This is a genomic window from Novipirellula artificiosorum (assembly GCF_007860135.1).
GTDB lineage: Bacteria > Planctomycetota > Planctomycetia > Pirellulales > Pirellulaceae > Novipirellula_A > Novipirellula_A artificiosorum.
Map to the genome: position 1 here is coordinate 206,764 of NZ_SJPV01000006.1, position 24,612 is coordinate 231,375.

The window sequence follows — 24,612 nt, forward strand, 5'->3', positions numbered from 1 at the left end:
GTCAATGAACGCGTTGTCCAGGCTTCGCGCCTTCGTCGACGCCAAGAATGAAAACCTCGGCACCGCCAGGGCCGGATGCAGCGACCATCCCTTCGCTCAGCCCAAATCGCATTTTGCGAGGTTTCAAATTGGCAACCATCACGACCAATCGACCAATCAGCTCCTCGGGTGGATAGGCAGCCTTGATTCCCGCAAACACTTGTCGACGTTCGGTCCCGCCAAGGCTGAGCGTCAGCTTGAGCAACTTATTCGCCTCAGGAACCTGCTCGGCATTCAGCACTCGAGCCACACGCAGGTCGACTTTCGCAAACTCTTCGATCGTGATTTCTTCCGCCAAAGGTTCCTCCTTGAGCGGCCCATCGCTATCCTCAAACGTCGGCAAATTTGCGGATGCCGCGTCGGCCGCGGCCAATTCCTTACTTTCTTCAATCATCTTTTCGATATCCTCGGGTTGAACTCGGTCCATCATTCGCTTGAATTTCGCCACCGGGGTTCCAAGTAGCGGTGTTTTACTCTGATCCCACGACGTGATCGGTTGTCCCAGTAGTTCGCCGCACTGGGTCGCCAGATCGGGTAACACGGGAGCAAGGTAGATCGCCAATTGGCGAAACAGGTTCAGTGCAATCGTGCAGACATCTCGCAATTCGTCAACGCGCTGGGGATCCTTTTTCATCTCCCACGGTTTGGAATGCTCGACGAAGGGGTTGGCGGCATCGGCGAGTTCCATGATCCGCCGCATCGCCCGGCTGAAGTCACACGCTTCGTAGGCCGCGGCAATTTCATCCCCCATTTGCGCGGCGGCCTCAAACATGCCATCGTCATCTGGATAGGTTTTCGACAAACCGGTCGCGTTGGCAAATTTACCGACACGGCTAGCCAAGTTCACCACCTTGCCAACCAGATCACTGTTGATTTTGTCTGTAAACTCTTCGATCCCAAGATCCAAATCTTCCACTCGAGGCGTCAATTTCGTCGCATAGAAGTAGCGCAGGTACGAGGGCTGGGAATGCTTCAGATACGTTTCCGCTGAGACCAGGGTACCGGTCGACTTGCTCATTTTCTCACCAGCAACGGTCAAGAAGCCGTGGATCCGCACTTTCGTCGGCAAGCTAAAGCCGGCGCTCTTCAGCATGCCCGGCCAAAACAACGTGTGAAAGTAAGTGATGTCCTTACCGATAAAGTGGTGGATCTCGCACTGATCGCTATTCCACCAATCTTCGAGCTTCTCACCGTTTGCATCGCACCACTGCTGGGTGCTGGCGATGTATCCAATCGGTGCGTCGAACCAGACGTACCAAAAATTGCCGGGCGAATCGGGAATCTCGAAACCAAAGTAGGGCCCCGGTCGGCTGATGTCCCAATCTCGCAACTCGTCGGCCAGAAAATGTCCCTTCAGATAATTTGCGGTTTCGCTTTGCAACGCATCACTGCTGTCGATCCATTCGGCAAGGAACGCATGTAGCTTCTCGAGTTCGACAAACAGATGGATCGCTTCGCGAAGTTCCGGCGTTGCACCACTGAGCGTGCTCTTGGGATCGACCAGATCGGTGGGGCTGTAGGTGTGCCCGCAAACACAATTGTCACCCGGTTGGTCGGCGCGTCCACATTTGGGACACGTTCCGCGAACGAAACGGTCGGCCAAGAACGTCTTGGCTTCGGGATCATAGAGCTGCTGAACCGGTCGCTCCGCGATCAAGTCGTTTTGCCGCAGCGATTCCCAGACCTTCGCGCAAACGGCCCGGTTTTCATCACTGTGGGTGCTGCCATAGTTGTCAAATTCGATCCCAAAGCCGGCGAAGTCCTGCTGATGCGATTTGCTCATCGCGGCGATCAGCTCTTCTTCGCTCCGCCCCTCTTTCCTCGCGCGAATCATGATCGCGGTGCCGTGCGTGTCATCCGCACAGATGTAGAGACAGCGGTTGCCCCGCAGTTTCTGGAATCGGACCCAAATGTCGGTTTGAATGTACTCGACCAAATGGCCGATGTGGATCGGACCGTTCGCGTACGGCAGAGCGCTGGTGACGAGAATTCGACGTGTCATCAAGGTCTTCGGGGAAAAATCGAAAAGGTGTTGGTAAAGTGGCTCGTTTTGGTGGGCTCGATTGTAGTGATGTTGCAGGTTTTCGGCGATCCCCGCAGCAGCCGGACCCGGCCGCGGGTCACAAAATCCGCTTGGGTGGCACCACGGCGTTCGACGTTAGCAGCCCACCGACGAGGCACATCGCGATCAAAACCGTGTGAAAGCCAAACTCGACGCCCTCGATCGTTTGATGGTCCAACAGCGCGCTGAGCGAGCGGTATCCGAACGCACCGGGTACCAAGACGATCATGGCCGGCGTCAACGCAATCAAAGCGGGGCGATTGCGAAGTCGAGCGTACAGATTGCTGCCGCAACCGACCGCAAGTGCTGCAGCAAACGATGCAACCTCCACGCCGTAGTACGGCAACACACTTCGGCTGACCAGGATGCCCAACATGGCGACGGCAACGATCACCGGCCACTGAGCCATGCGAGCCTGGAACACGATCGCGAACGCGATCGGGACCACAATCAATGCGATCCATTGCCACCAAACGGGTGTATCCGCTGGATGCTCTGGCAACACTCGCCAATTCGGCGCAAAACGCCAGGCAATGGCGACGCCAAGAAACAGCGTCATGAGCGACACCAGTGCTCCCGCCAAGCGAGCTACGCCAGCCGAAAGGTGGCCTACCGCCAACTCCGTCAAGGCGACCGTCAAACTCAAACCGGGGATCAACACAATCAAGCCCGCAAGCGTGACCAGCCGATCATCAAGCGGAACGATGAACCGAGCAATCGCCAACGAGACGACGGCCGCGACAAAACCCGCAACCGGTTGCAGCAAGCTGCGTTGGCGGCCCAATCCGCTTTGCACCCGTTCGATTCCCGCGACGCACAACCCAATCAATAACGCTGCGACGAGTTCGACGAGCGAACCGTGAAACAGCACCGCTAACGCAGCACAGCTGGCCGCGCAGGCTGCTGCGTACACCACAAAGGGATACGGCGGCGCGGACTGGTCGATCTGCTGAAGCTGATCCTTGGCTTGTTCGATGGAAATCTCTTTCCGTTCCAGCCGTTCAAGAACCTCGTCGGCTCGAAACAGCTTGTCGACATGCACTTCCCCCGAATCGACTCGACGTACCACCGTCGTCTCTTCGTCCGCATCCTTCATCGAAATGACGAGCGCTGTCGGCGTGTACAAGAACACCGACTCAATGCCGAGTGATGACGCGACCTTACACATCACTCGCTCAAGTCGATGCGATGGAGTTCCATAGCGATGCAGCAGCATCGCCGCGTCGAGTAGAAATGCTTTGGCGGCGGTGAGTTTCCCCGTTTCAGTCTCGCACAATTCGGACCGCCACATCATTCGAGAAGCGAGGAGAGGTCAAGGTCTTGTCACCACCCGGATGAGCAAATCGTTCGTCCTTGTCGATCTCTCCGGTCTTCGTGTTGACCCACTCCGCGCGGAACGAACCTTCCGGCAGCTCTACCACGACCTTCGCCTTGATATCCTCTTGTAGCAATGCATCCAGGTCTTTTGGCTTCGATGGGAGCGGAACGTGCAGGTAGACCGCATACGCCTTGTCATGCTGCACCAACGCTTGCGTGGTGAGTTTCGGCGTCACCTTCTTGATCCACGATGGGTTGGGTGTCATCTCGACAAAGTCAAACGAGGACAGAAATCGTTTCAAAATCCCAAGTTGTTGTCGCAACTCGACGCTGCCGCCCCCCGGTGATGTGTAATCGCGAAGCGTTCCGCTTGGGTGCTTGGCTGTAAACGAATAGTCCAGGTTGTTGTAGAGCGCGCCTCCGGCGAGCAGGAAATCCCAAGCTTCCGTCCGATACAGCACGTCGGCTTGGCCGCGGAAGCCGGTTTCGTTTTCGCCAATCACTTTGTTCAGTGCAGCGTTCATTGACACGGTGTCCGGCGGCACGCAGTAGTGGAAATTGAAAATCGAAACACCGGCGTGTGGGTTCTCTACCTTCTTACGACCATTGGCAACGTTCAAGGAGATCAAGTGTTTTTTGGGGAAGCCTTTCTCCGTTGCTTGGATCGTGTCGACGATTCGATTTTGCCACTCCATCGTCACACCACCAAAGTAAGGCTCATTGCAAACTTCGTAGTAGAGGTTGCCGAAATCCCGAAGCTCGGTGACGACCCATTTTGTGAATGCCACTTGCACGTCCGTTATCGCTGGGTGCTTCAGCGCATAGGCCTCCTCACGTGGGAAATCCCCAATGCCATTGACGTTGTTGGCGGCGTTCATCGGGCTGATCTTCCAAAGGTCATCGTTGTACAACGGACAAAACAACGTCAACTCCACCACGATGCCGCGCTGATCGGCCGCCGCCATCAATTCCTTCAATCGTTTGCTCCACGCCGGATTGAATTTTGTCAGGTCAAACTTGTTGCCGCCATCCACACCACCGGCAATCTCGCTTCGAGCCCAAGGGCAGTTGAAGCCTTCGGTCGACGGAGCCAACGGGTTATCGGTAATTCCAAACGCTTTGGCGTTTTCGCGATAGACACCGGAAAAGACGCGAGTGTGGTTGAGGCCGTGTTTTGCAAGCTCATCAAAATAGACCCCAAAATCGAAGTCGAGGTTCAGTAACGCTCCATAATGCTCCCCGGAGGTGATTAAGAATGCTGGCTCACCCTGATAAGAAAAATAGTGGGGATTGGCATCGCTCAGTGAGATAGGATCCGCTGCCTTGGTGTCAGCAAACAGTATGGCAACCAACACGAAGCAAAGGCCAGGACGAAGAGAATACATGGCGAGGACTCCAGGAGGGGAAAGACGATCGCGGGCGAAACACCAGCAACCGACTCGAAGCAGGCAGAGCGCACTTTATCGCATCACTCTAGCGGTCACAAGTAAGTCGCGGCTGTGCCATGGACCGACTGCTGTTTCGATTTCACGCCTGCCAGTGGAACGTCCTCGGAAGCATGCCGGGTTCTCCTAATCACAGCCGTTGAGGTAAACGTATAGGGATTCGATCACGCGGACAGCCGCGCAAGCTCTCCCTAACCCACCGTGACCCCATGTCTTCAGCAAACCGATACTACGCGGCGGCATGCCAACTGGATTTGCCCAACCCCAAGCATCGCGATCAGATCCGCTCACGCGTCGACCGGATGCTGGAAATGATCGACCATGCCGTGGTGGGGTACGAACCGTTTTTTGATGTTCGCTTGGTGGTCTTCCCAGAGTTTGCTCACGCCGCCCCGATCTATCCGTCCGCCGAGGAGTTGCTTGACCGGTTGGCAGTTCCCCTTCCGAATGACCATACCGATCGCTACCAGAAGAAAGCAAAAGAGCGAGGCATCTACATTCAAACAGGCACGTTCCTCGAGTCGGACGTAAAATGGCCCGGGCATGTGTTCAACACCACCTGTCTGATCGGACCCGATGGGATCTTGTCAAAGTACCGCAAAGTGCATCCTTGGTTGCCATGGGAAGTTCACACCAGTCCGCATGATTTGTTGCCAACCTATGACGAGCCGATGTTTCCGGTGGTGGAGACCGAAATTGGAAAGATCGGAGCCGCGATTTGCTATGATTGGCTTTTCCCAGAGGCGATTCGCGAGTTGGCACTTGCCGGGGCCGAGGTGCTCGTTCGGGTTTCCGCCTACATGGACCCCTGGGGTACGGCAGAACCGCTGGATTGGTGGACCTCGATCAATCGGGTTCGAGCGATTGAGAATCTGGCTTATGTGGTGGCCTGCAACCAAGCAGCCAGTTTGAAGAACTACCCGCCTTTCAGTTGGCCGGGCGGCAGCATGATGGTCGACTTTGACGGTCGAATTCTTGCACAAGCCAATCCGGGGCCAGGCGAGCAGATCACCGTCGGGCCGATCGATTTGGATGCGCTTCGCCATGAACGCCAGCGACGACGCGGGCACAACCTGCTTCAGCACCTGCGGCCGGAAGCGTATCGGTTGGGCGCGTTTCGTCCCTAAGCGGCGCCGTTCCCTAGCGGCAGCCTGCGGCAAAATGAAGCAATCCACATCACTGGCGGCGAAAACCGTCTTTTGTCGCCAACCAAATGAACTAAACTAGCGTATCGAAACTCATCACGCGGTTTGCGCCGTGATGTGCCTGTTGTGTGAGCAAGAATGCAAGTGGATGGAATCACCTCGCGGCGGGGAACATCGCACGGCGCCAATTCAATCATGGCAGTGCTTAGCCAGGAAAGGCTGCGGCCCATTGTCGCAGCCGTTATGCCGCACCACGCTTGCCCAAATGCCTGTTTCATTGAATCTCGCCCCCCTGCCGCTAGTCGTATGTTAAGTGAACCATGAAACGGATGCCTGTTGACCGTTTGTTGCTGCGTCCATTCACTCGATGGACACGTGCCGGTGCTGCTGCTTTCGTTGTGCTCGGCTGGCTGCCGTTTTGCCTTGCGGTTGACGATCCCGCGCCGCGAAACCCTCTGCGGCCAAGGCAGCCGTTGCCCGCTGAGATTTCCATCGGTCACCCCATCGTTTTCACCCTGTTACCGATCGGCGTCGGATTGGACGCTCCGAGCGAAACCCCTCAGCCGATTCCCGGCGATGCGGGCAAGATTGTGTTGCGAAATCCCGAGGGACAGCTGCAGATCTTGACGGCAGATTTCGAAAGCGCGTGTGATCCGTCGGTTTCGGCGGATGGGCAAAGGCTGCTGTTTGCTGGCCGCGTCCGCGACAAGGATCCTTGGAACATCTTTGAGCTAACCCTTGCCACCCAGGCTGTCCGGCAAATCACCCACCGGGCTAGCGATTGCCGCAGCCCATGCTACCAATCCACTTTGTTCACCTTGGATTCACCGGAACCTTGGTACCAAATCACCTTTCTTAGCAGTGAGCCGGAGGAATGCAACGATGACGGATCTTCACCGGCCGCACATCTGTATTCGTGCAAGTTGGATGGGACGACCATTCGGCGATTGACCTTCAACTTGTCGAGCGACCTTGATCCGTGGTTGATGTCCGATGGCCGGCTGTTGCACGCCAGTTGGCAGCGAGCCCGATTGGATCACGGAAACTCGGGTTACATGGGCTTGTTCGCGGTCAATATCGATGGAATCGATTTCTCGCGTTACGGCCAACAGGCGGGCAAGCGTTTCAAACGGATGCCATGCGTCGGTGATCACGGATTGGTTCTGTTTGTGGAATCGGATGATCGAAGACGCGACGGTTCGGGGTGCTTGGGATCCGTCACCGAGCGACGACCGCTACACAGTTACCAGTCGCTGACGACACCTGCCGATGGCCGGTATCACTCGCCATCACCGCTACCGGGCGGAAAGTTTTTGGTTTCGCACCGTGCCGCGGGCGATTCCACTTCGAGCTACGGCATCTACCGCTACGATCCGAACCAAGGTCGTCGCGAACGACTCGTCGATGATCCGGCCGTTCATGAAGTGCAAGCTCGCGTGATCCGGCCCTCCCAGCGGGCCGATGGACGAAGCACCGTGGTTGACGATCTGGATCCGATTGGAGGCTTGTATTGCCTCAATGTCGGAATCAACGATCTTGAGCATCCGGAGCTGCTCTTTCCCCAATCGGCAAAACGACTTCGAGTGCTCGAGGGCGTTCCGCCGCAGCAGGACAAAAACGACCCTGACGCCAACGTCGTGCAGCTAGCTCGACGGCGTATCTTGGGTGAAACGGATTTGGCGAAGGATGGTTCGTTTAAGGTCGAAATCCCCGCGAACACCGCCATTGAATTGCAACTGCTTGGCCAGGATGGCATGGCCCTTCGGAGTTGCGGTTGGATCTGGTCCAAGAACCACGAATCCCGTGGCTGCATTGGATGCCATGAAGATGGTGAACTGACGCCGGAAAACGGTCTTGTCGACGGAGTCGCGGCAGCGGCGGTTTCCATGACCGCGCCCGCAAAGGACCGCCCCGCAATTCGCTTTCGGCTGGACATTGCTCCTCTCTTGCAAACGAGTTGCACCCCTTGTCATTCGGACCAGGGGGCTTTGCCACGATTAAGCGTCGACGACATTCAAGACGATGCATCGTTGCGATCGCTGTACCAGACCTTACTAAAACGCGACCCAGCGACCGATCATTTCCAGTACATTCAACCTGGCAAGGCGAGAACCAGTCCGCTGGTGTGGCACTTGCTAGGCCGAAACACCTCGCAGCCTTGGGATGCTGCTACCCAGGACGCGATCGTCAAGCCCATGAATCCGCCGGATAGCGCGTCGCAAATCAATAGAAAATCGCTCACGGATCAAGAGGTCCAGCAAATCATCCTTTGGATTGATTTGGGAGCCTGCTGGGATCACCCCGACCCCTAAACCATGAGAGACAAATTGAATCGAACCCGCTACGTCAAAATCAATCTCATCGTACTTGTCGCGAGTTGGCTGATGACGACTGCGCAGGCAGCCGATTTGCCGACCTTCCATGACGCAACCGACGAGGCGGGGATCGTTTGCAAGCACAGTTTCGGCGACTTCGAACTTGACAACATTGTCGAAGGCACTGGCGCGGGGGCAATGTTCTTCGACTATGACAATGACGGATGGCTCGACATCTATCTGCCCAATGGATCTTGGCTATCCGAAGTCAACGACAACCGCGGTCGTTCGCTACGCGGCAAGCTTAAGAATCATTTGTATCGAAACAAACGAGATGGCACGTTCGAAGATGTGACCGATCGCGCAGGCGTTGGCGATGAAAGCTATAGCTTGGGCTGCTCTGCCGCGGATTTTGACGATGACGGGGATCAAGATCTGTATGTGCTGAACTATAACGAGAACGTCTTCTATCAAAACAACGGCGACGGGACCTTTACCGACATCTCCGTGGCTTCGGGGCTGAATGTCGCTTCGTGGAGCCTCTGTGCGCCATGGTTCGACTACGACAGCGACGGTGACTTGGATGTGTTCGTCGCCAACTACTTGCAGTATGACGGTGGAAAGTTCCGTTCGTTCTACGCCGCAGCCGGCTATCCTGGACCGCTCAGCTACCCGGGCAGCAGCGACATGCTGTTTGAAAACAATGGGGATGGCACGTTTACGGATGTTTCGGTAAAGGCCGGCGTGTCAAACCCCGACGGACGCGGGATGAGTGCTGCGATTAGCGATCTCGACGGCGATGGGCGACTGGATATCTATGTCGCCAATGATGCGATGGAAAATTACTACTATCGCAACCAAGGCGATGGCACGTTCGCCAACGAAGGACTGTTCCGAGGGCTGGCGTTTGGCGAAGGGGGCCAGGGCGTCTCGTCGATGGGGCCAACCATCGGAGACGTCGATCGTGATTCCAAACCTGATATTTACATTCCCGACATGGGCTACGGTTGCTTGCTGATGAACCGGGGGAGCATGTTTGAAGACTTCACCTCGCAAGGCAACTTGGCCATCGTCTGCGGCCAATACACCGGATGGGGCGGCGTGCTGACCGACTATGACAACGATGGTTACTTGGATATTTTTGTGGCCAACGGAAACGCGCATCATGAGTACTCCGAAGAGGACGTTCTGATGCACAACGATGGCACGGGACGCTTTGTCGATGTGGCTCTGCAATCCGGAGATTACTTCCACCAAAAATATGTGGGCCGGGGGGCGACCTTCGGTGACTATGACAACGACGGTGACATGGATTTGTTGGTGGTCAATGTCAACGATCGACCCCGGCTGTTGCGAAACGATGGCGGCAACACAAGACATTGGTTGAGAGTGACACCGATGCGTGCCGGCGGAAAATCCTATGCATTCGGAGCGACCGTGGTCGTGGAAACCGATTGGATCAAGCAGGTTGCAACGATGATGCCCGTCAATGGCTATCTGTCGCAAGGAGATCCACGTCTGCTGTTCGGACTCGCTGACACGGAAACCGTCAAACGCGTGGAGGTGATTTGGCCCGACGGAACGAAAACGGAGCAAACCAACTTGAAGAGCAACCAAAGTTTGGTGATCACGCAAGACTCGGAATCGGGCCAGTAGGGAAAACCATGTCAACGCGAATCACGACTCCGACTTCTTTGTTGATCTTGATCTGGGGTGTTGCCGCCCTCAGCAGCGCGAACGGCCAAGACAAGCATCCCGTTTACGTCGGCGGCGCGGTCTGTGCCGAGTGCCATTCCGGACCCTCGATGGGCCATCAGTTCAGCAAGTGGTTGCAGAGTAAACACGCGCAGGCTTACGCATCGTTGGCGAAGCCCGAAGCACGTGAAATCACTGAATTGTCGGGAATCCCGATCGAACCGCAAAAATCAACGCTCTGTTTGGGCTGTCATACCACTGGCGTTCGTGCCGAAGATTGGGAGAAGGATCCCACGTTTGTCGCCGAAGATGGAATTCAATGCGAACGATGCCATGGTCCAGGCAGCGAGTATGCCAACATGGACACCATGACCGATCGTCGAGCGGCGCGGGAAGCGGGATTGATGATGCCCAGCGGTAACGACTGCATGGGCTGTCATCGTGCGAAGGGATCACACGATGCAGTGCTTGGCCCCAACCACTTCGATCTTGCGCAAGCCTTGCAAGACATTCACCACCCGACACCTGACGATTGGACGGTCGAAGCATCGATGCCGACACCCGATTTCGATCATGCCTCGGTCGATGCCATGCTAACCGGCTCGGTCACGTGTGCCAAATGCCACGAAGGCCCCGACCAGGGGCAGCAGTTTAGCAAGTGGACCCTAAGCGGCCATGCGCGCAGTTACGCAACGCTCAGCACCCCACGCGCCTACGAAATTGCCGCCGAAAAGGGAATCGACAACCCGCAAGAAAACGAAGATTGCTTGAGCTGCCACACGACCGCGTTCCATACACCCGCCTCCGGTGCACTCGACAGCTTTCGCCTAAGTGAGGGAGTCGGCTGCGAAGCATGCCACGGAGCGGGAAGCGAACATGTCGAGCTTGCAGCAAGTGCGACCTCGGACGACTCGATCCTTCCCCGATTACCCAAGGCTACCGAGCAATCCTGTCGGGTATGTCACGCCGGAGCCCACGGGAAAACCTTTGATTTCCAGACGGCACTCAACAAAATCGCTCATCCCAAGACACCCGAAGCATCTAGGCAACCGATTCGCTACAAGACGCCGCTCAACATGGCGATCAGTCCCAGCGGCGAGGAGTTGTATGTGGCCTGCGAGGCGTCGGACACGGTGATCGTGATTGACACTGAAACCCAAAAAAGAGTTGCTGAAATCGCGGTAGGGGGGCAACCCCATGATGTCACCTTCGCGCCCAGTGGAGCCACCGCGTATGTCAGCAATCGCTTGGAGGATTCGGTCAGTGAAATTGACGTTCGAACACGTACCGTTTGCTCAACCTTTCCCGTTGGTGACGAGCCCCATGGTTTGTTGACCGACCGCGAGGGTCAAACGCTGTTTGTTTTGAATACCTCCTCAGGTACGGTATCGGTCGTCGACACCCAAACCCGTACGATTGAGAAAACTTTGGCGGCAAGTCGCAATCCATGGTCCTTGGCACTTTCACCGGATGGCAGCCACGTCGCGATCACGAACAACTTGTCTCGGTTCGTGCCGTTTCGTCATCCGTCTCAATCCGAGGTCACGCGCATTCACACCGCGACACATCAGATCGACCAACGGGACACCGTGGTCGGAGCAAACCTGATGATGGGAATCGATTGGCACCCCAGCGGTCGTTTCGCCCTGGCAACCAACAATCGCAGCAAAAACCTCGTTCCCATGACTCGACTGCTGCAAGGTTGGACCTTAACCAATGGATTGGCCATCATTTGGGCCGATGGGCGTATCGACCAAGTGCTGTTGGATGAACCGAACCTGTGTTTTCCCGACCCCACAGATGTCGCAATCACTCCCGATGGGAAATGGGCGCTGGTCACCAGCAGCGGTTCCGACCGCGTGGCGGTGGTCGATATCCATCGAATGATCGAGATGCTCGAGAACGCGTCCGACGACGAGCGCGAGCACGTCTTCCCCAACCACCTTGGCAAACCGACCGAGTTTGTTGTCGCCAGTATCCCCACCGGAATCAGCCCCCGCGGCGTCGTGGTCTCGGCCGATGGCAGCACCGCATACGTGGCCAATTGTTTGGACGATTCCGTGACGGTGATCGATGTCGCGTCGCGCACCGCGACGGCAACGATTGATCTGGGGGGCCCAAAACAGATCACGCTGGCGCGAAAAGGAGAACGGCTCTTTCACAGTGCGGACATTACGTTTCATCGTCAGTTTTCTTGTCACTCGTGTCATCCCGACGGCCATGTGGACGGGGTCACCTATGACATCGAACCCGATGGCATCGGCATCAGTCCCGTGGACAACCGGACCTTGCGAGGCATTCTTGATACCGCGCCGTTCAAGTGGGAAGGCACGAACCCCAGTTTAAAACGCCAATGCGGCCCCCGTTTGTCGGTCTTCTTCACGCGTATCGAGCCCTTCACACCCGAGCAGTTGGAGGCGTTGGACTATTACATTTGCACCATCCCGCGTCCTCCAAACCGTTACCGTCCCCTGGGAGCACCGCTGACCGAAGCCCAGCGCCGCGGGAAGGGGGTCTTCGAGCGTGAGAAGCGAGCCAATGGTAGCCCGATCCCCAAGGACCGCCGCTGTGTCACGTGTCACTTCCCACCGCTGTACACCGACCGAAGTTTGCACAACGTCGGGACGCAGATGCCATCGGATCGCGATGCGGAGTTTGACACGCCTCACTTGAACAATATTTACGATTCAGCGCCTTACCTGCACAATGGAATCGCGCCGACATTGGAAGAGATCTGGACGCGGTACAATCCGCATGACCAACACGGCGTCACCAATGATCTGACCAAAGATCAATTGAACGATTTGATCGAGTATCTCAATACGTTATAGGCACACCCCGGTTCCTCTTTGGAGTTTTTTATGGCGACTTTATCGGAGACGCTTCCTGGTCTTAAAGCGATGGCGTGTTTGGCGGTTGCGTTGCTGATGCATCCAGTAGCGAGTGAAGGTCAGGTCGCGGTGGGTGCCGATCCCAACCCGGTCGCGACACCCTCCGACCCGGGGATGCCCTACGTCTATACGAATTGGAAGCACTTGACGGTTGCCGAGGGGCTTCCCAACGATCATGTATTTGCTGTGAAAGCGACCGATTCAAAAGTTTGGATCGGAACCGAAAATGGACTGGCATGTTACGATAAGAAGACTCAACAGATTCAAAGCTGGCAGGAGGAAGAGGGTTTGCCTTGGCGTGTTGTTTCCGCTCTGGAAATTGATCCAAGCACAGGCGATCTTTGGATTGGACTGTTTGGTGGCGGGCTGGCACGTTTCAGCGGCGGCCATTTTGAGCATTGGAACCAATTGAACAGCGGCTTGGTGAACGATGTCGTGTACGGAGTAGCGATCGAAAATGGTAACGTCTGGGCGGCTACCACCGCCGGGGCCAGTCGCTACAACACCGAAACCGGGCAATGGACGATCTTTAACGAGAAGAACGCTCCGATGGAAGAGATTTGGAACTACGGCGTTTCGACCGGAAATGGCAAGGTCTATCTTGGCGTTTGGGGGAGCGGTGTGTTGGAATATGATCTCGCCACCGAACAATGGAAGGACTACTTGGATCCCGACGGTGAAATGGAAATCGACCTCTATCGTGATGACGGCATCGTCCATGTGATCACCACCGGAACCAGTAGCGCGGACGGGATCTTATGGGTCTCGACCTATTTTGGTATGTCCCGTTACGACGGACGCAATTGGCGTGGCTATTATGCCCACGAAACCGGATTGCCGAGTGATTTTGGCAATGCCGTCAAAGGACGTAGTGCCAACGAAGCTTGGTATGCGACCGACCGCGGCGTCGGAGTCGTCACCGATTTCGCCACGGACACCTGGGTGACCTACACGCAAGACCCTGCCACGCACGGTGGCAAAGCCGTGGTCAAGCGAGGGAGTGAAGTCGTGGCCGAGATCTCGCTCGATCGCTGTTTGCCGCACAATTACACGCTGTGTGTTGACTTCAATGGCAACGACGCCTGGGTTGGAACCTCCAAGGGTCTGGCATGGGCGGTCGGCGACGACTATTACGTAGGACTTAAGAAAACGGCGAAAGAAAGCAAATGAGAAACCTCCTTTTTCCAATCCTTGTCTTGCTCCTTCCTGCTTTGGGAATCACCGCCGAACCGGAGTCGAGTCCACCAAGTTGGCAACCGCCGATCCCGGTCAGCGAGCACACGATGGAAGTGTTGCGGGCGATCAACGAAGTTGATGCGTATGCCACTCCCAACCTGGGACTCAAACAGGACGCGTCGTATGCGGAAACGCCAAGCGATGTCTCACCCTTTCGCCATGTCCAAGCGTTTAAGCAGCATTTTCTCGAACAGTTGCAATACACCGGGCCTGGGCGTTCCAAGCCAGAGCCAGAGCATGTGGACAGCGTCAAGATAGGCTTCATCGGACCGATTGAAGCGACGGTCTCTGTCGCAACCGGTGGTCGCAGCCACGAAGAAGCCCTCGGTCAGATGATGCTACAAGGAGCGCAAATCGCTATCGATCATGCAAACGCCGCCGGTGGTTACTTGCGCCGTGATGTTCCATTTGAATTAGTGGTCCACAATGACAACGGTTTGTGGGGTGCTTCCGGAAACGAATTGGTCGACATGGCGTACAAGGAAAACGTCTGGGCGGCCCTCGGAACGATCGATGGTGCGAACACCCATATCGCCATTCGGGTTGCCTTGAAAGCAGAGTTGCCAATGATGAATTCGGGCGATACCGATCCAACGTTCATCGAGACGAATATTCCCTGGGTATTTCGCTGCATCAGCGATGACCGACAAATGAGCTATTTGTTGGTGGATTACCTGTATCGGAAACTGAACTTCGACCGAATCGGAATCATTCGGGCGAGCAACCGCTACGGCCGATTTGGAGTGCGTGAGATCCGTGACAGCAGCCGGCGATTGGGCAAACCGATCGTACTGGAGATGGCTTACCCGGTCGGCGGTAAAGATTTTTCGTTGCAACTTGAACGGCTCAAACAAGCCGGTGCCCAGGCCGTCGTCCATTGGGGCGATGCCGGCGACGGCGCCCGAATCCTGAACCAAATGCGAGAGAGGGGCATGGATCAACCCTACTACGCATGCGACCGCTGTGTCGCGGATGAGTTTGTCAAGATTGCTGGCGACAACGCCGAGGGAGTCACTTGCTTGTATCCTTGGAATCCGAATCGTGATGATGCCCAACTCGCGAAGTTCCGCGAGGATTTCCGGGCACGGTTCGACGAAGACCCCGACACCTATTCGGCCCACGGCTACGACGGCATGTCGATGTTGCTCTGGGCCACTCAAGTCGCGGGTTTAAACCGCGCCAAAATCCGCGATGTTCTGGCCTACCGCGATTACGCTCACGAACCCTGGCAAGGCGTGACGGGCGAGATCAAACTTAGCGCGGTTCTCGACGACGTGGGGGAGGTGTTCTTGGCCAAGCGAGAAAATGGCAAATGGAATTTTCTGAGCCGTGACGACCTTGATCTGCCTCGTGGCTACACGCCCGCCCGAGACCGGTCGGCTGGGGAAGACGAGTGATCCGAATCCCGTTTGCCTGCCTGCTGCTGTTCGGTACGGCGATCTCCGGTTTGGCTCAGACCACGGAAACCTCGCCGTTTTTTCGACTCCGCGATACGGTGTCACATTACGCTGGACCGGGACGCGAGGCGGAAGCTCCGCAGGTGGATTTCGTCACCCTCGCGTTCTTTGGCCCCTTCGAAGATCCCCCTTCGGGTGAACCCGAACGCTCGGATCTCGATCCGTGGCGGGCGGCGCAAATGGCGGTCGAGGACGCGAACGACCAAGGCGGCTATCAAGGCATCCCCTTTCAGTTGCACCCCATTTGGTCTGAGAACCCCTGGGGCACCGGCGTCGCCGAGCTGACACAACTCGTTTACCGTGAACCCGTCTGGGGCATCATTGGCGGCAACGATGGGGCGTCGACGCATTTGGCCGAACAGGTGGTTGCCAAGGCCCGTCTGACGCTCGTCAGCCCGACGGCATCGGACAAAACAATCAACCTGGCGAACGTGCCATGGATGTTTTCCTGTTTGCCCCATGATGCGAAAGTTGCCGAACCGTTGGTCGTTGAGATCCAACATCTGGCTGCCGAAAAGCCGTGGGTGCTGGTCTCAGCCACCGACCACGATTCTCAGTTGTTGACCGTGGAGCTAAAAAAACAACTGGACGCCAAGCACCTCGTGCCCTCGTATCATTTTCAATGCGCCACCGATTCAAACGTCGACACGAAGCTGGTTCAGGAAGTCAGAAACCAGCAGCCCGTTTTGGTTGTCGTGATCGCCGACGCGGTGCGCAGTAGCGAACTCGTCGGTCAACTTCGTGAGATCGGGTACAAGGGTGCCCTCGTCGGCGGTCCCGCCATGGGACGGCGAATGTGTCGCATCGAACCTGGTCAGCGAGGTCCTCTTGCTTACCCCAAGCCGGTTGAACCCACCGCTCAGTGGACGGCATTTGAAAATCGCTTCGAGAATCGATTTAGCCACAAACCCGATTGGGCTGCTGCGGCAAGCTATGATGCGACCGTTCTACTGATCGATGCAATTCGCAGCAGCGGACTCAACCGAGCTCGCATCCGCGACGGCGTGGCCGGGTTGTCACCGTGGCGTGGGATCACGGGAACCATTGTCTGGGATGGGCTGGGCAGCAACCACCGGGACGTTACCCTCAAACGCCCAACGCAATAAGTGCAGCGGTAACAGAGCACCCGTGCATTTTTAGAACGGACGCTTGACCCGAACCATGCGAATGGCTCCGCTATCGCAGTTTCTTAATCCCGATGCGGTTTGAATCATTAGTGACCCATCGTCGGCAATGCCACGGCAATTGCCTTGGCAATCGTCACCGGATTCGCGAAAGCTGATTTGCTTTCCCGTTAGCATGCAGCGATTACGAAACTCAGTCAAAATGATCATCGGCGACTGTCGTAATTGCTCGGTCGCTTCGGTCAGGTTCTGGATCATCGCCTCGAGCACCTCGAATCGCGACATGCGTCGTCCTGTTGCACCATACAGCGACTGGGGGGGCGCGGTTTCGTCAAGCACAGGAAAGGCGGGGGATTCATTGACATTCACGCCCACACCCATCACCAAACGATTCGAAAAAGCTTGGCTGGTTTCGATCAGAATGCCCGCGACTTTTCCACCAGCCAAATAGACATCGTTGGGCCACTTCAACCTCGACTTCGCCGGTGCAAACAGAAACTCGATACCGCGAGCAATCGCAACTCCGGCAGCAAGCGACAGCAGTCGAGAATGCGGCTCGCTGACCGAGTCAAAATCGATCACAAGCGAAAACGTCAACGCATCTTCACCCGTTAACCACGAATTCCCTTGGCGACCGCGTCCGCTGGTTTGTCGATCCGCAAGATAAAGACGCGGGAGCCACTCTTCGGCAAGGGGTTGGTCCCGCAAATCGGCGAGCGCATCGGAATTGGTCGATTTTGACTCCTCGCGATAGCACGCCGATCGACAAAAACGCTCGTCAATCAAGCGTTCCATGACGGAGCGTCCAACGGGATCCACATTGCCAACGGTTTCGATCATCACAGAAACAGGGGTAGGAGAAACGCGAACAACACCAATACGATGACGATCACTTGCCAAGGTTTCAATTTGGATGAGACCCTCTTGTCATCTGAAAACTCATCGGCGACAAACGCTTCGTAGTCGAAGTCGTCCTCCGAGTGATCGTCCTCAGCATACGGGCTAGCGAACCCGTCGGTGTCCTGTCGCCATCCGTCGGCGTCGCTGCTGCCACAGTGCGGACACGCTTTGGCTCGGGCGGGAACGTCGCCCCCGCAGTGGGGACAGGAAAAAAAGTCATCGTTCATGGAGTGCTGCCGATGCGACAAGGATTGGATTTCCCGCCTTGGCCGGCGGAACGGGCGCCTGGTTTGGCGTCCCAGCACCCGACTATACCAGCACGCAGGAACGGACTAAATTGCTGGCAACATGAACAATCAAATTTTTCAGCTGAATGAGGATGTCGCCGTGGTCATCGGTGGCACGGGTGAACTGGGTGGCATGATGGCCGAGTCGCTTGGCTCGTTTGGAGCCAAAGTCGCCGTTGTTGGACGCAATGCCGACCGCGGTACCGCTCGGGCCAAAGCGATTACCGACGCGGGTGGCGAGGCTCGGTTCTTCGCTGCGGAAGGTTTGGACGCCGACTCACTCGCCGAAGCACGCGACGCCATCAAGGCCTGGGCCGGATCCTCCGCATCGGTGCTGGTCAATGCCGCCGGCGGCAATCGCCCCGACGCAACGATCTCGCCGGGAGGCGACATCTGCAAATTACCGTTGGAGGCATGGCGCGACGTTCTTGATCTGAACCTGGTCGGCGGAGCGTTGCTACCGAGCCAAGTTTTCGCCCCTGATATGATCGAGGCAGGCGTGGGCAGCATCATCAACATCGCATCCATGTCGGGCATGATTCCGCTTTCTCGCGTGGTCGCCTACTCGGCTGCCAAAGCCGCTGTGATCAATCTAACGTTGTGGCTTGCTCGTGAATGGGCGACGACCGGTGTCCGGGTCAATGCGATCAGTCCAGGGTTCTTCCCCGCCGAACAAAACCGCAAATTGCTGTTCAACGAAGACGGCAGTTATACCGAGCGAGGTGCCCAGATTATCGGTCACACGCCGATGGCTCGGTTTGGAAGACCCGATGAATTGGCCGGGGCCGTTGTCTGGCTCGCCAGCCGCCACGCTTCGTCCTTCGTGACCGGAAAAAACATCACGATCGATGGCGGATTCGCCTCGGTCACGATCTGATCGCCCACGTCGCCCTTAGCGGCGCTGCTCGGGCACCAAGCGGTCCAGCATCTCCTTGGGCGGCATCAGATCCAACATCAATCGATACTCATCATCATCGATCTGCTGGTAACGCTGCAGCAGACTACGAGGATCTTCGTTTCGCCAGGGTGATTTCCGCTTGACGGTTTCTCCGGCCCAATAACGTAGCGTTTCCGATTCCATAAACGGATTGCGAGGGTCGCCAGCGATCAAATCAAGCGTCTCATGATCCTCGTCGGGCAACCACCATTTGATCATATCCAATTCGTTCGCATTCAGAGGCGCGGGTCGATCGGCCATGCCGCGGATGAAGCCCCCCCCCCAACGACCGGATCGGCCGCCATCGGTCATCACCATCGCATTGATCGCGATCATCTCAACTTGCTCGGGCGTCGCACCTTTTGAAAAACGCTCCATGAACTTTTTCAACTTAGGATCGTCCATTCTCAACCGTTCGTCGAGAATGCGATGCAGCGTGTAGTCAATTCGCTCAATCGTTTCATCCGACAAGATTTCGCCGGATCGACGCGACAAATCCAATTGGGTCTTGTCCATCGCGATGCGAATCGCTTCCCGCCGCTCATCAAGATTATTCGACTCGATCTTGTCACGTAGATCGCTCGGCAACGTTTCTCGCCACACCGCATACGCTTGCATGGTCTCGAGCAAACGATCCGAATCCGGTTGGTCCGCCGCCTCCGACGCGGTCGCGCGCAGCCGTTCTTGATCTTCCGGTTTGAGCCTTTCAAAGCGATTCCATCGGTACCCCAATTGAGCTCGGTCCGCGAGTGGCATTTCCGCGATGACCGATTCACGTTGGTCCATCGGGAGGTTCGCCACCAACGGCTTGGGGGTCTGCAGATCACCGATTTCTCGCATCAAGGCGATCGTCTTGGCCCACGATTCGTTGATCGCTAAACCTCGCATCAACTGCAAGTCGTTTCCGTAATAGTAGGCATCCAAATTTTCAGCAATCGCTAAATCCGCAAGCTGGGCACGGTACTGATGGCTCCGAACCATGCCAATCACCACTGCGGTCACCAAGATGCTGGCGAGACTGATCGCCGTGACGGCCATTGGCCAGCGAATCGGCCACAGCGAGCGATGTTGCGTCTGCTGCGGTTTGACCAAGTCGGCAACCACCAACTCCATCGTCGATTCCACCAGTTTTTCATTTGGAGTTGACCCGGCAAGGTCATCCAAATAATCCCAACCCCGTTGCAGTTCTTGAAGTCGCCGGCGAAGCGCTTCATCTTCAAGCAAGCGTTCCTCCAAACCCCCACGCAACTGGTTATCCAGTTCGCCATCCACGTAGGCGACAAGCAGCTCATCGTCGGGGTCAAGCGGAGCGTTGTCGGACAACAATTCAGCACTCATACTCTCCCCTCTTTCGGAAGCACACCCGATTCAATGTAAGGCTGCAACGCCTCTTTCAAGTTCACTCGCGCACGACTGAGCAGCGACTTGACTGCTTTGGGGCTGAGCTCCATCGATTCAGCGATCTCGGCATAGCTCATGTTTTCAAAACGTGACAGCATCAGCGCCATCCGCTGCCGTTCGCTCAACGACAACACCGCCGTCCGTACAATCTTGGCCCGCTCGTCTCCTTCCGCCAATCGATTCGGCATCAAGCCACTCGCGTCCAGCGCCGTTGACGCTAACATCTGAGCATTGCTGGGGGTCTCGAAGCCGCGAGGTACGTCGACCTCGTTCACTTCGCGCCGACGCGAAGCCGATCGGCTCGAGTTTCGAGCGACATTCCCAGCGATCGTGAACAGCCACGTCGAGAATTTGGCGCCGGCCTCGTAACGCTTTCTCGCACGGTAGACACGCAAGAACGTTTCTTGAGTCAAATCCTCAGCCAAGTCATGACTTGGGCCAATGGTATGCATCAACCGCACCAACCTCGCTTCGTAACGCCGCACCAACTCTTCAAAAGCACCTGCGTCGTCGTCACGAACGCGCAGCATCAAACGAACGTCCGGATCGGACTGTTGATAGCGTTTTGCGGTTGAGTCGCTAACAGCCAAGCAATTGTTTTCGCAAACGAGGGAAAGTGCGACCGATGTCTTCGGCTTCTTGTTTCTTCCAGTGTAACCACCACACGCCGCAAACACATCGCGACGCTTCCGTAGGAGTAAACCCGACATCCCTGCCAAGGTTTCGCGAGACCACGATGCTATTGCACCGGAAAACCACGTTTCCTTAGCAGTGCGCTCGTATCGACATCACGACCGCGGAATCGGCGGAACCCTTCTGCGGGGTCGATCGTATCACCCACGCTCATCACATTGTCATGCAGGCTTTTCGCAATCGCAGGATCGTAGTAGGTCCCCGCTTCTTCAAAAACCTCGGCTGCGTCTGCGGTTAAGGCATCCGACCACAAATAGCTGTAGTACCCGGCGGAATACGAATCGCTGCTAAAAATGTGCGAAAAATGAGGCGTTCGATGGCGCATCGGCAATTCTTCGGGCATCCCAATTTCCGCCAACGTGTCACGTTCAAACTGATCCGGATCGATCTTGTCTTGATCGGTCGTATGCAATTTCATGTCGACAATCGCACTGGCCAAATACTCGACGGTATCGAAACCCTGGTTGAACTTTGATGCTTTCTTGATCTTTTCCAACAACTCCGCCGGCATCGGTGCTCCGGTTTCGTAGTGCACGCAATACTTGCGGAGCACTTCGGGGGTATCGAGCCAATGTTCCATCAATTGCGAAGGAAATTCGACGTAGTCGCGTGCCACACTCGTGCCGGCCTGCGACGGGTAGTTCACCTTGGAATTCAATCCATGCAGCGCGTGCCCGAACTCATGGAACAACGTCACCGCATCATCCCAAGAAATCAAAACCGGCTTACCTTCCGCTCCCTTGATGAAGTTCGAGTTGTTCGACACGATCGGTGTGATCGGTTCATCGATGTTCTCTTGCAGGCGATATGCATTCATCCACGCACCGCTCCGTTTACCCTCGCGAGCGTAAGGATCCAAGTACCACAGCCCGACCCGGTTGCCCTCTTGATCGTCGACTCGCCAGACGCGCACGTCCGGATGAAAGACAGGGACGTCGGTCACTTGCGTGAACTGCATCCCATACAGCTCGCCCGCGGCCCACATCATCGCTTCACGCAATTTCTCGAGCTGCATGTAGGGTTTCACTTCGTTGAAATCCAAATCGTATTTTGCCTTGCGAACCTTTTCGGCATAGTACCGATAATCCCACGGGGCGATTTTGAGGTTCACGCCCTCCTGGTCCGCGATCGCTTGCATGTCGGCGACCTCTTCGCGGACGCGAGCGACCGCTTTGGGCCAGACCTTCATCATCAGATCCATGGTCGCTTCTGGACTCTTAGCCATGGTCGATTCGAGTCGGCGTTGGGCATGGTTTTCATAACCGAGCAATTTTGCTCGCGCGTCCCGCAAACTCAAGATTTCTGAAATGATCGCGTTGTTGTCATGTTCGTCACCGTTATCGCAGCGATTGTAATAATTCCGCCAAACCTGCTCGCGCAGTTCCCGGTTGTCGGCATAGGTCAAGAAGGGGTCCATCGACGATCGTGTGTTCGTCACCGCCCATTGCTCGGGCTTGCCACGATCCGTCGCCGCGGACTTCATCGCCGTCGTGACACTTTCGGGTAATCCCGCCAGGTCTGCTTCGTTTTCGACCCACGTGACAAAACCTTTTTCGTCCTCAAGTACATTTTGGCTGAAATCGGTAAACAATCGGGCCAAACGTGTGTTGATTTGCGACAACTTGGCCTTGTCGCTTTGGCTCAGCTTGGCGCCTTGCCGGACGAACGTCTTGTAGAGGTCATCGACCAGTCGTTTTTGAGCGACGGTGAACGAATCCATCGCGTCGCTTTGGTAGATCGTTTCGATCCGTTTGAACAACGCGCTGTTCTGATAGATGCTATCGCGATATTCGGATAATTGAGGTGCAACGGTCCGTTCGAGGTCGGGGATCGGCCCCACGTTCAAGTTCGATGCGTGCACGTCGAACAACGTCTCGAGTCGCTGCAGCGTCTTGCCCGATTTTTCGAGTGCGACGATCGTGTTCTCAAACGTCGCTGGGTCGGACTGGTCCGCGATTCCGGTGATCTCATCCTTCGCTTCGGCGATCGCAATGTCAAACGCACCGAGAAACTCGTCGGTGCGGACCAAATTCCACGGCGGGACGCCGCCATAAGGACCGGTCCACGGCTTGAGCATTGGCGAAGTCTTTTCTTGGTTCACGACAGTCTCAGTGGATTCGGCTTGAGAAAAACAGGGGAGCAACGAAACGGTAGCAATCAGCCCCAAACGGAGCGTCTTGCCAAGGGTTTGATGGGATCTTCGGGCGGTCGAACAAGATGCAGTCACGATCGATTCCTTTATTTTTTGATCAGGGAGGGATTCGCCCCAGGGAGGATTCGTTTCCCCGAAACGCGATCAAACGCGTCGGGAGTGAGTTGGTCTTCACCAGGAAATGAGTCTTCGGTTTGCCGCTGCCACTCGCCCAGTGCATTTTGCATCGCCTCCAGCGTTGAGCGGTACTGTGGTTCTTCGGCCAAATTGGCGATACAGTTCGGATCAGAAGCGATCTTGTACAAAAACTCGGTCGGACGAGGTGTTTCGAAGCACCCCTTTTGGGACTCCGTCAGCTTGCCTTCGGCATGTAGTTGCTGCATTGCGGCGTAGGTCGGGCTGTTGACGGCATCCGCCGGTGGAGTGCCTGGGGTATTCGGCAACCAGTTGCGGACGTAGCAAAATTCTTTACCCAATACGCCGCGCTCGAAGGCTCGGTAATCATGCCAATTATGCTCCGCAAACGCATAACGCCGAATTTCGGCTGTTGAGTTTGCTAGCAGCCCCGCGAAGCTGCTGCCCTGAAAGTTGTCGGGAACCGGCACCCCAGCCAGTTCCAGTACGGTCGGCCCAATGTCAATCGAACTGACCACGCTGTCGCAGGTGGTCCCTGCCTTCGCACGACCGGGAAAACGGACAATCAGCGGCGTTCGCACCCCAGGAACGTGGACGCGAGTTTTGCAGTGTGGGAAAGGCCGACCGTTGTCACTGAGCACCAAGACGAAGGTGTCGTCCGCGATGCCCTGTGCATCGAGTTCCTGGAGCACCCTGCCGATGTGCTCGTCGAAACGTCCGATTTCGTCATAGTAAAGCGCCATGTCGTCACGAACTTCATCCGTATCAGGAAAGAATGGGGGCACGACGACATCCTCGCGTGAGTGAGGCGGATCGATCGCGCCTGGTTTGTAGCCCCGATGCGGATCCAAATGGGCAGCCCAGAGGAAGAAGGGCTTCTCCGTCGGACGGTTTCGCAATGCATGGACCCATGCGTCCCCCATCTTTTCCGGCGACGACGCTTGTTGGTAATCGACTTGATCGGTCACAAAATCTCCCAAATGCCACTTACCAACCGCAGCGGTCCAGTAGCCTGATTGCGACAGCGGCTTGGTCATCATGATTTGAGTCGCTGGCAGCGGCAAGTGAAGTTCGCCCGCGCCGGTCGCATGCGGGTACCGACTCGTCATGATCGAGGAACGACTCGGACTGCATGACGAACAAGTCAAGAACGCTCGGTCAAACCGCATGCCTTGCTCGGCAAGCCGATCGATGTTTTTTGTTCGAATCGACGGGTGGCCGTAGGCACCACTATCGTCCCATGCCATGTCGTCGGCGATGAAGATCACGAAATTAGGACGGTCAGTCGCTTCCGTGACGTTGGCGTCAAGTGACACGCAGCCAAGCATCAGGAGCAGCCAAAAAACAGAAAGATTTCGCATGATGATCATTCGATAAAAAG

At 56.3% G+C, this 24,612-nt stretch carries 17 protein-coding genes; 8 read left to right on the forward strand and 9 right to left on the reverse strand.

Annotated elements, in window-relative coordinates:
- Position 1: 1 nt before the first annotated feature.
- From metG to Poly41_RS17690, 3 genes are all read right to left on the reverse strand, one after another.
- The gene (gene metG, locus Poly41_RS17680) at positions 2–2,041 is read right to left on the reverse strand and encodes a methionine--tRNA ligase (protein ID WP_146528047.1); all 2,040 of its coding nucleotides are present in this window, start codon (positions 2,039–2,041) and stop codon (positions 2–4) included.
- Between the two features lie 118 nt (positions 2,042–2,159).
- Positions 2,160–3,395, reverse strand: coding sequence for a threonine/serine exporter family protein (locus Poly41_RS17685; protein WP_146528048.1), 1,236 nt, complete (start codon positions 3,393–3,395; stop codon positions 2,160–2,162).
- Positions 3,364–4,803 carry a cellulase family glycosylhydrolase gene (locus tag Poly41_RS17690; RefSeq protein ID WP_146528049.1) on the reverse strand — a complete coding sequence of 480 codons (1,440 nt, stop codon included), beginning with the start codon at positions 4,801–4,803 and terminating at the stop codon, positions 3,364–3,366. Before Poly41_RS17690 ends, Poly41_RS17685 begins: the two co-directional genes overlap by 32 nt.
- A gap of 269 nt (positions 4,804–5,072) precedes the next feature.
- Between Poly41_RS17690 and Poly41_RS17695 the strand changes: the two genes are divergently transcribed.
- From Poly41_RS17695 to Poly41_RS17725, 7 genes are all read left to right on the forward strand, one after another.
- Positions 5,073–5,990: a nitrilase-related carbon-nitrogen hydrolase gene (locus Poly41_RS17695; RefSeq protein ID WP_146528050.1), complete on the forward strand. Its 918-nt coding sequence runs from the start codon at positions 5,073–5,075 to the stop codon at positions 5,988–5,990.
- 338 nt (positions 5,991–6,328) lie between these two features.
- Positions 6,329–8,320, forward strand: a complete 1,992-nt coding sequence (locus tag Poly41_RS17700; RefSeq protein WP_146528051.1) for an HzsA-related protein — start codon at positions 6,329–6,331, stop codon at positions 8,318–8,320.
- Between the two features lie 3 nt (positions 8,321–8,323).
- The gene (locus tag Poly41_RS17705) at positions 8,324–9,979 is read left to right on the forward strand and encodes a CRTAC1 family protein (RefSeq protein ID WP_146528052.1); all 1,656 of its coding nucleotides are present in this window, start codon (positions 8,324–8,326) and stop codon (positions 9,977–9,979) included.
- Positions 9,980–9,987: 8 nt separating this feature from the next.
- Positions 9,988–12,849 (forward strand): multiheme c-type cytochrome, encoded by a 2,862-nt coding sequence (locus tag Poly41_RS17710; protein WP_146528053.1) that lies wholly within the window; start codon positions 9,988–9,990, stop codon positions 12,847–12,849.
- A gap of 30 nt (positions 12,850–12,879) precedes the next feature.
- Positions 12,880–14,079, forward strand: coding sequence for a ligand-binding sensor domain-containing protein (locus tag Poly41_RS17715; RefSeq protein WP_146528054.1), 1,200 nt, complete (start codon positions 12,880–12,882; stop codon positions 14,077–14,079).
- The gene (locus Poly41_RS17720) at positions 14,076–15,542 is read left to right on the forward strand and encodes an ABC transporter substrate-binding protein (RefSeq protein WP_146528055.1); all 1,467 of its coding nucleotides are present in this window, start codon (positions 14,076–14,078) and stop codon (positions 15,540–15,542) included. Before Poly41_RS17715 ends, Poly41_RS17720 begins: the two co-directional genes overlap by 4 nt.
- Entirely contained in the window at positions 15,539–16,708 is a 1,170-nt protein-coding gene (locus tag Poly41_RS17725; protein ID WP_146528056.1) for an ABC transporter substrate-binding protein, read from the forward strand. The genes Poly41_RS17720 and Poly41_RS17725 overlap by 4 nt, the downstream gene beginning before the upstream one ends.
- A gap of 30 nt (positions 16,709–16,738) precedes the next feature.
- On the opposite strand, the gene Poly41_RS17730 is transcribed toward Poly41_RS17725, so the two are convergent.
- A complete protein-coding gene (locus Poly41_RS17730) occupies positions 16,739–17,566 on the reverse strand; it encodes a biotin--[acetyl-CoA-carboxylase] ligase (protein WP_146528057.1) in 828 nt (275 codons plus the stop codon).
- Positions 17,566–17,853: a zinc ribbon domain-containing protein gene (locus tag Poly41_RS17735; RefSeq protein WP_146528058.1), complete on the reverse strand. Its 288-nt coding sequence runs from the start codon at positions 17,851–17,853 to the stop codon at positions 17,566–17,568. The genes Poly41_RS17730 and Poly41_RS17735 overlap by 1 nt, the downstream gene beginning before the upstream one ends.
- 121 nt (positions 17,854–17,974) lie before the next feature.
- On the opposite strand from Poly41_RS17735, the gene Poly41_RS17740 reads away from it, so the two are divergent.
- Entirely contained in the window at positions 17,975–18,790 is an 816-nt protein-coding gene (locus Poly41_RS17740) for an SDR family oxidoreductase (protein WP_146528059.1), read from the forward strand.
- Between the two features lie 15 nt (positions 18,791–18,805).
- Here the strand turns inward: Poly41_RS17740 and Poly41_RS17745 are convergent, their stop codons facing one another.
- From Poly41_RS17745 to Poly41_RS17760, 4 genes are all read right to left on the reverse strand, one after another.
- The gene (locus Poly41_RS17745) at positions 18,806–20,188 is read right to left on the reverse strand and encodes an anti-sigma factor family protein (protein WP_146528060.1); all 1,383 of its coding nucleotides are present in this window, start codon (positions 20,186–20,188) and stop codon (positions 18,806–18,808) included.
- Positions 20,185–20,781, reverse strand: a complete 597-nt coding sequence (locus Poly41_RS17750) for an RNA polymerase sigma factor (protein ID WP_146528260.1) — start codon at positions 20,779–20,781, stop codon at positions 20,185–20,187. The genes Poly41_RS17745 and Poly41_RS17750 overlap by 4 nt, the downstream gene beginning before the upstream one ends.
- Positions 20,782–20,990: 209 nt before the next feature.
- Positions 20,991–23,021, reverse strand: coding sequence for a M3 family metallopeptidase (locus Poly41_RS17755; protein ID WP_146528261.1), 2,031 nt, complete (start codon positions 23,019–23,021; stop codon positions 20,991–20,993).
- Between the two features lie 161 nt (positions 23,022–23,182).
- Positions 23,183–24,592: a sulfatase family protein gene (locus Poly41_RS17760; RefSeq protein WP_231615744.1), complete on the reverse strand. Its 1,410-nt coding sequence runs from the start codon at positions 24,590–24,592 to the stop codon at positions 23,183–23,185.
- Positions 24,593–24,612 lie beyond the last annotated feature (20 nt).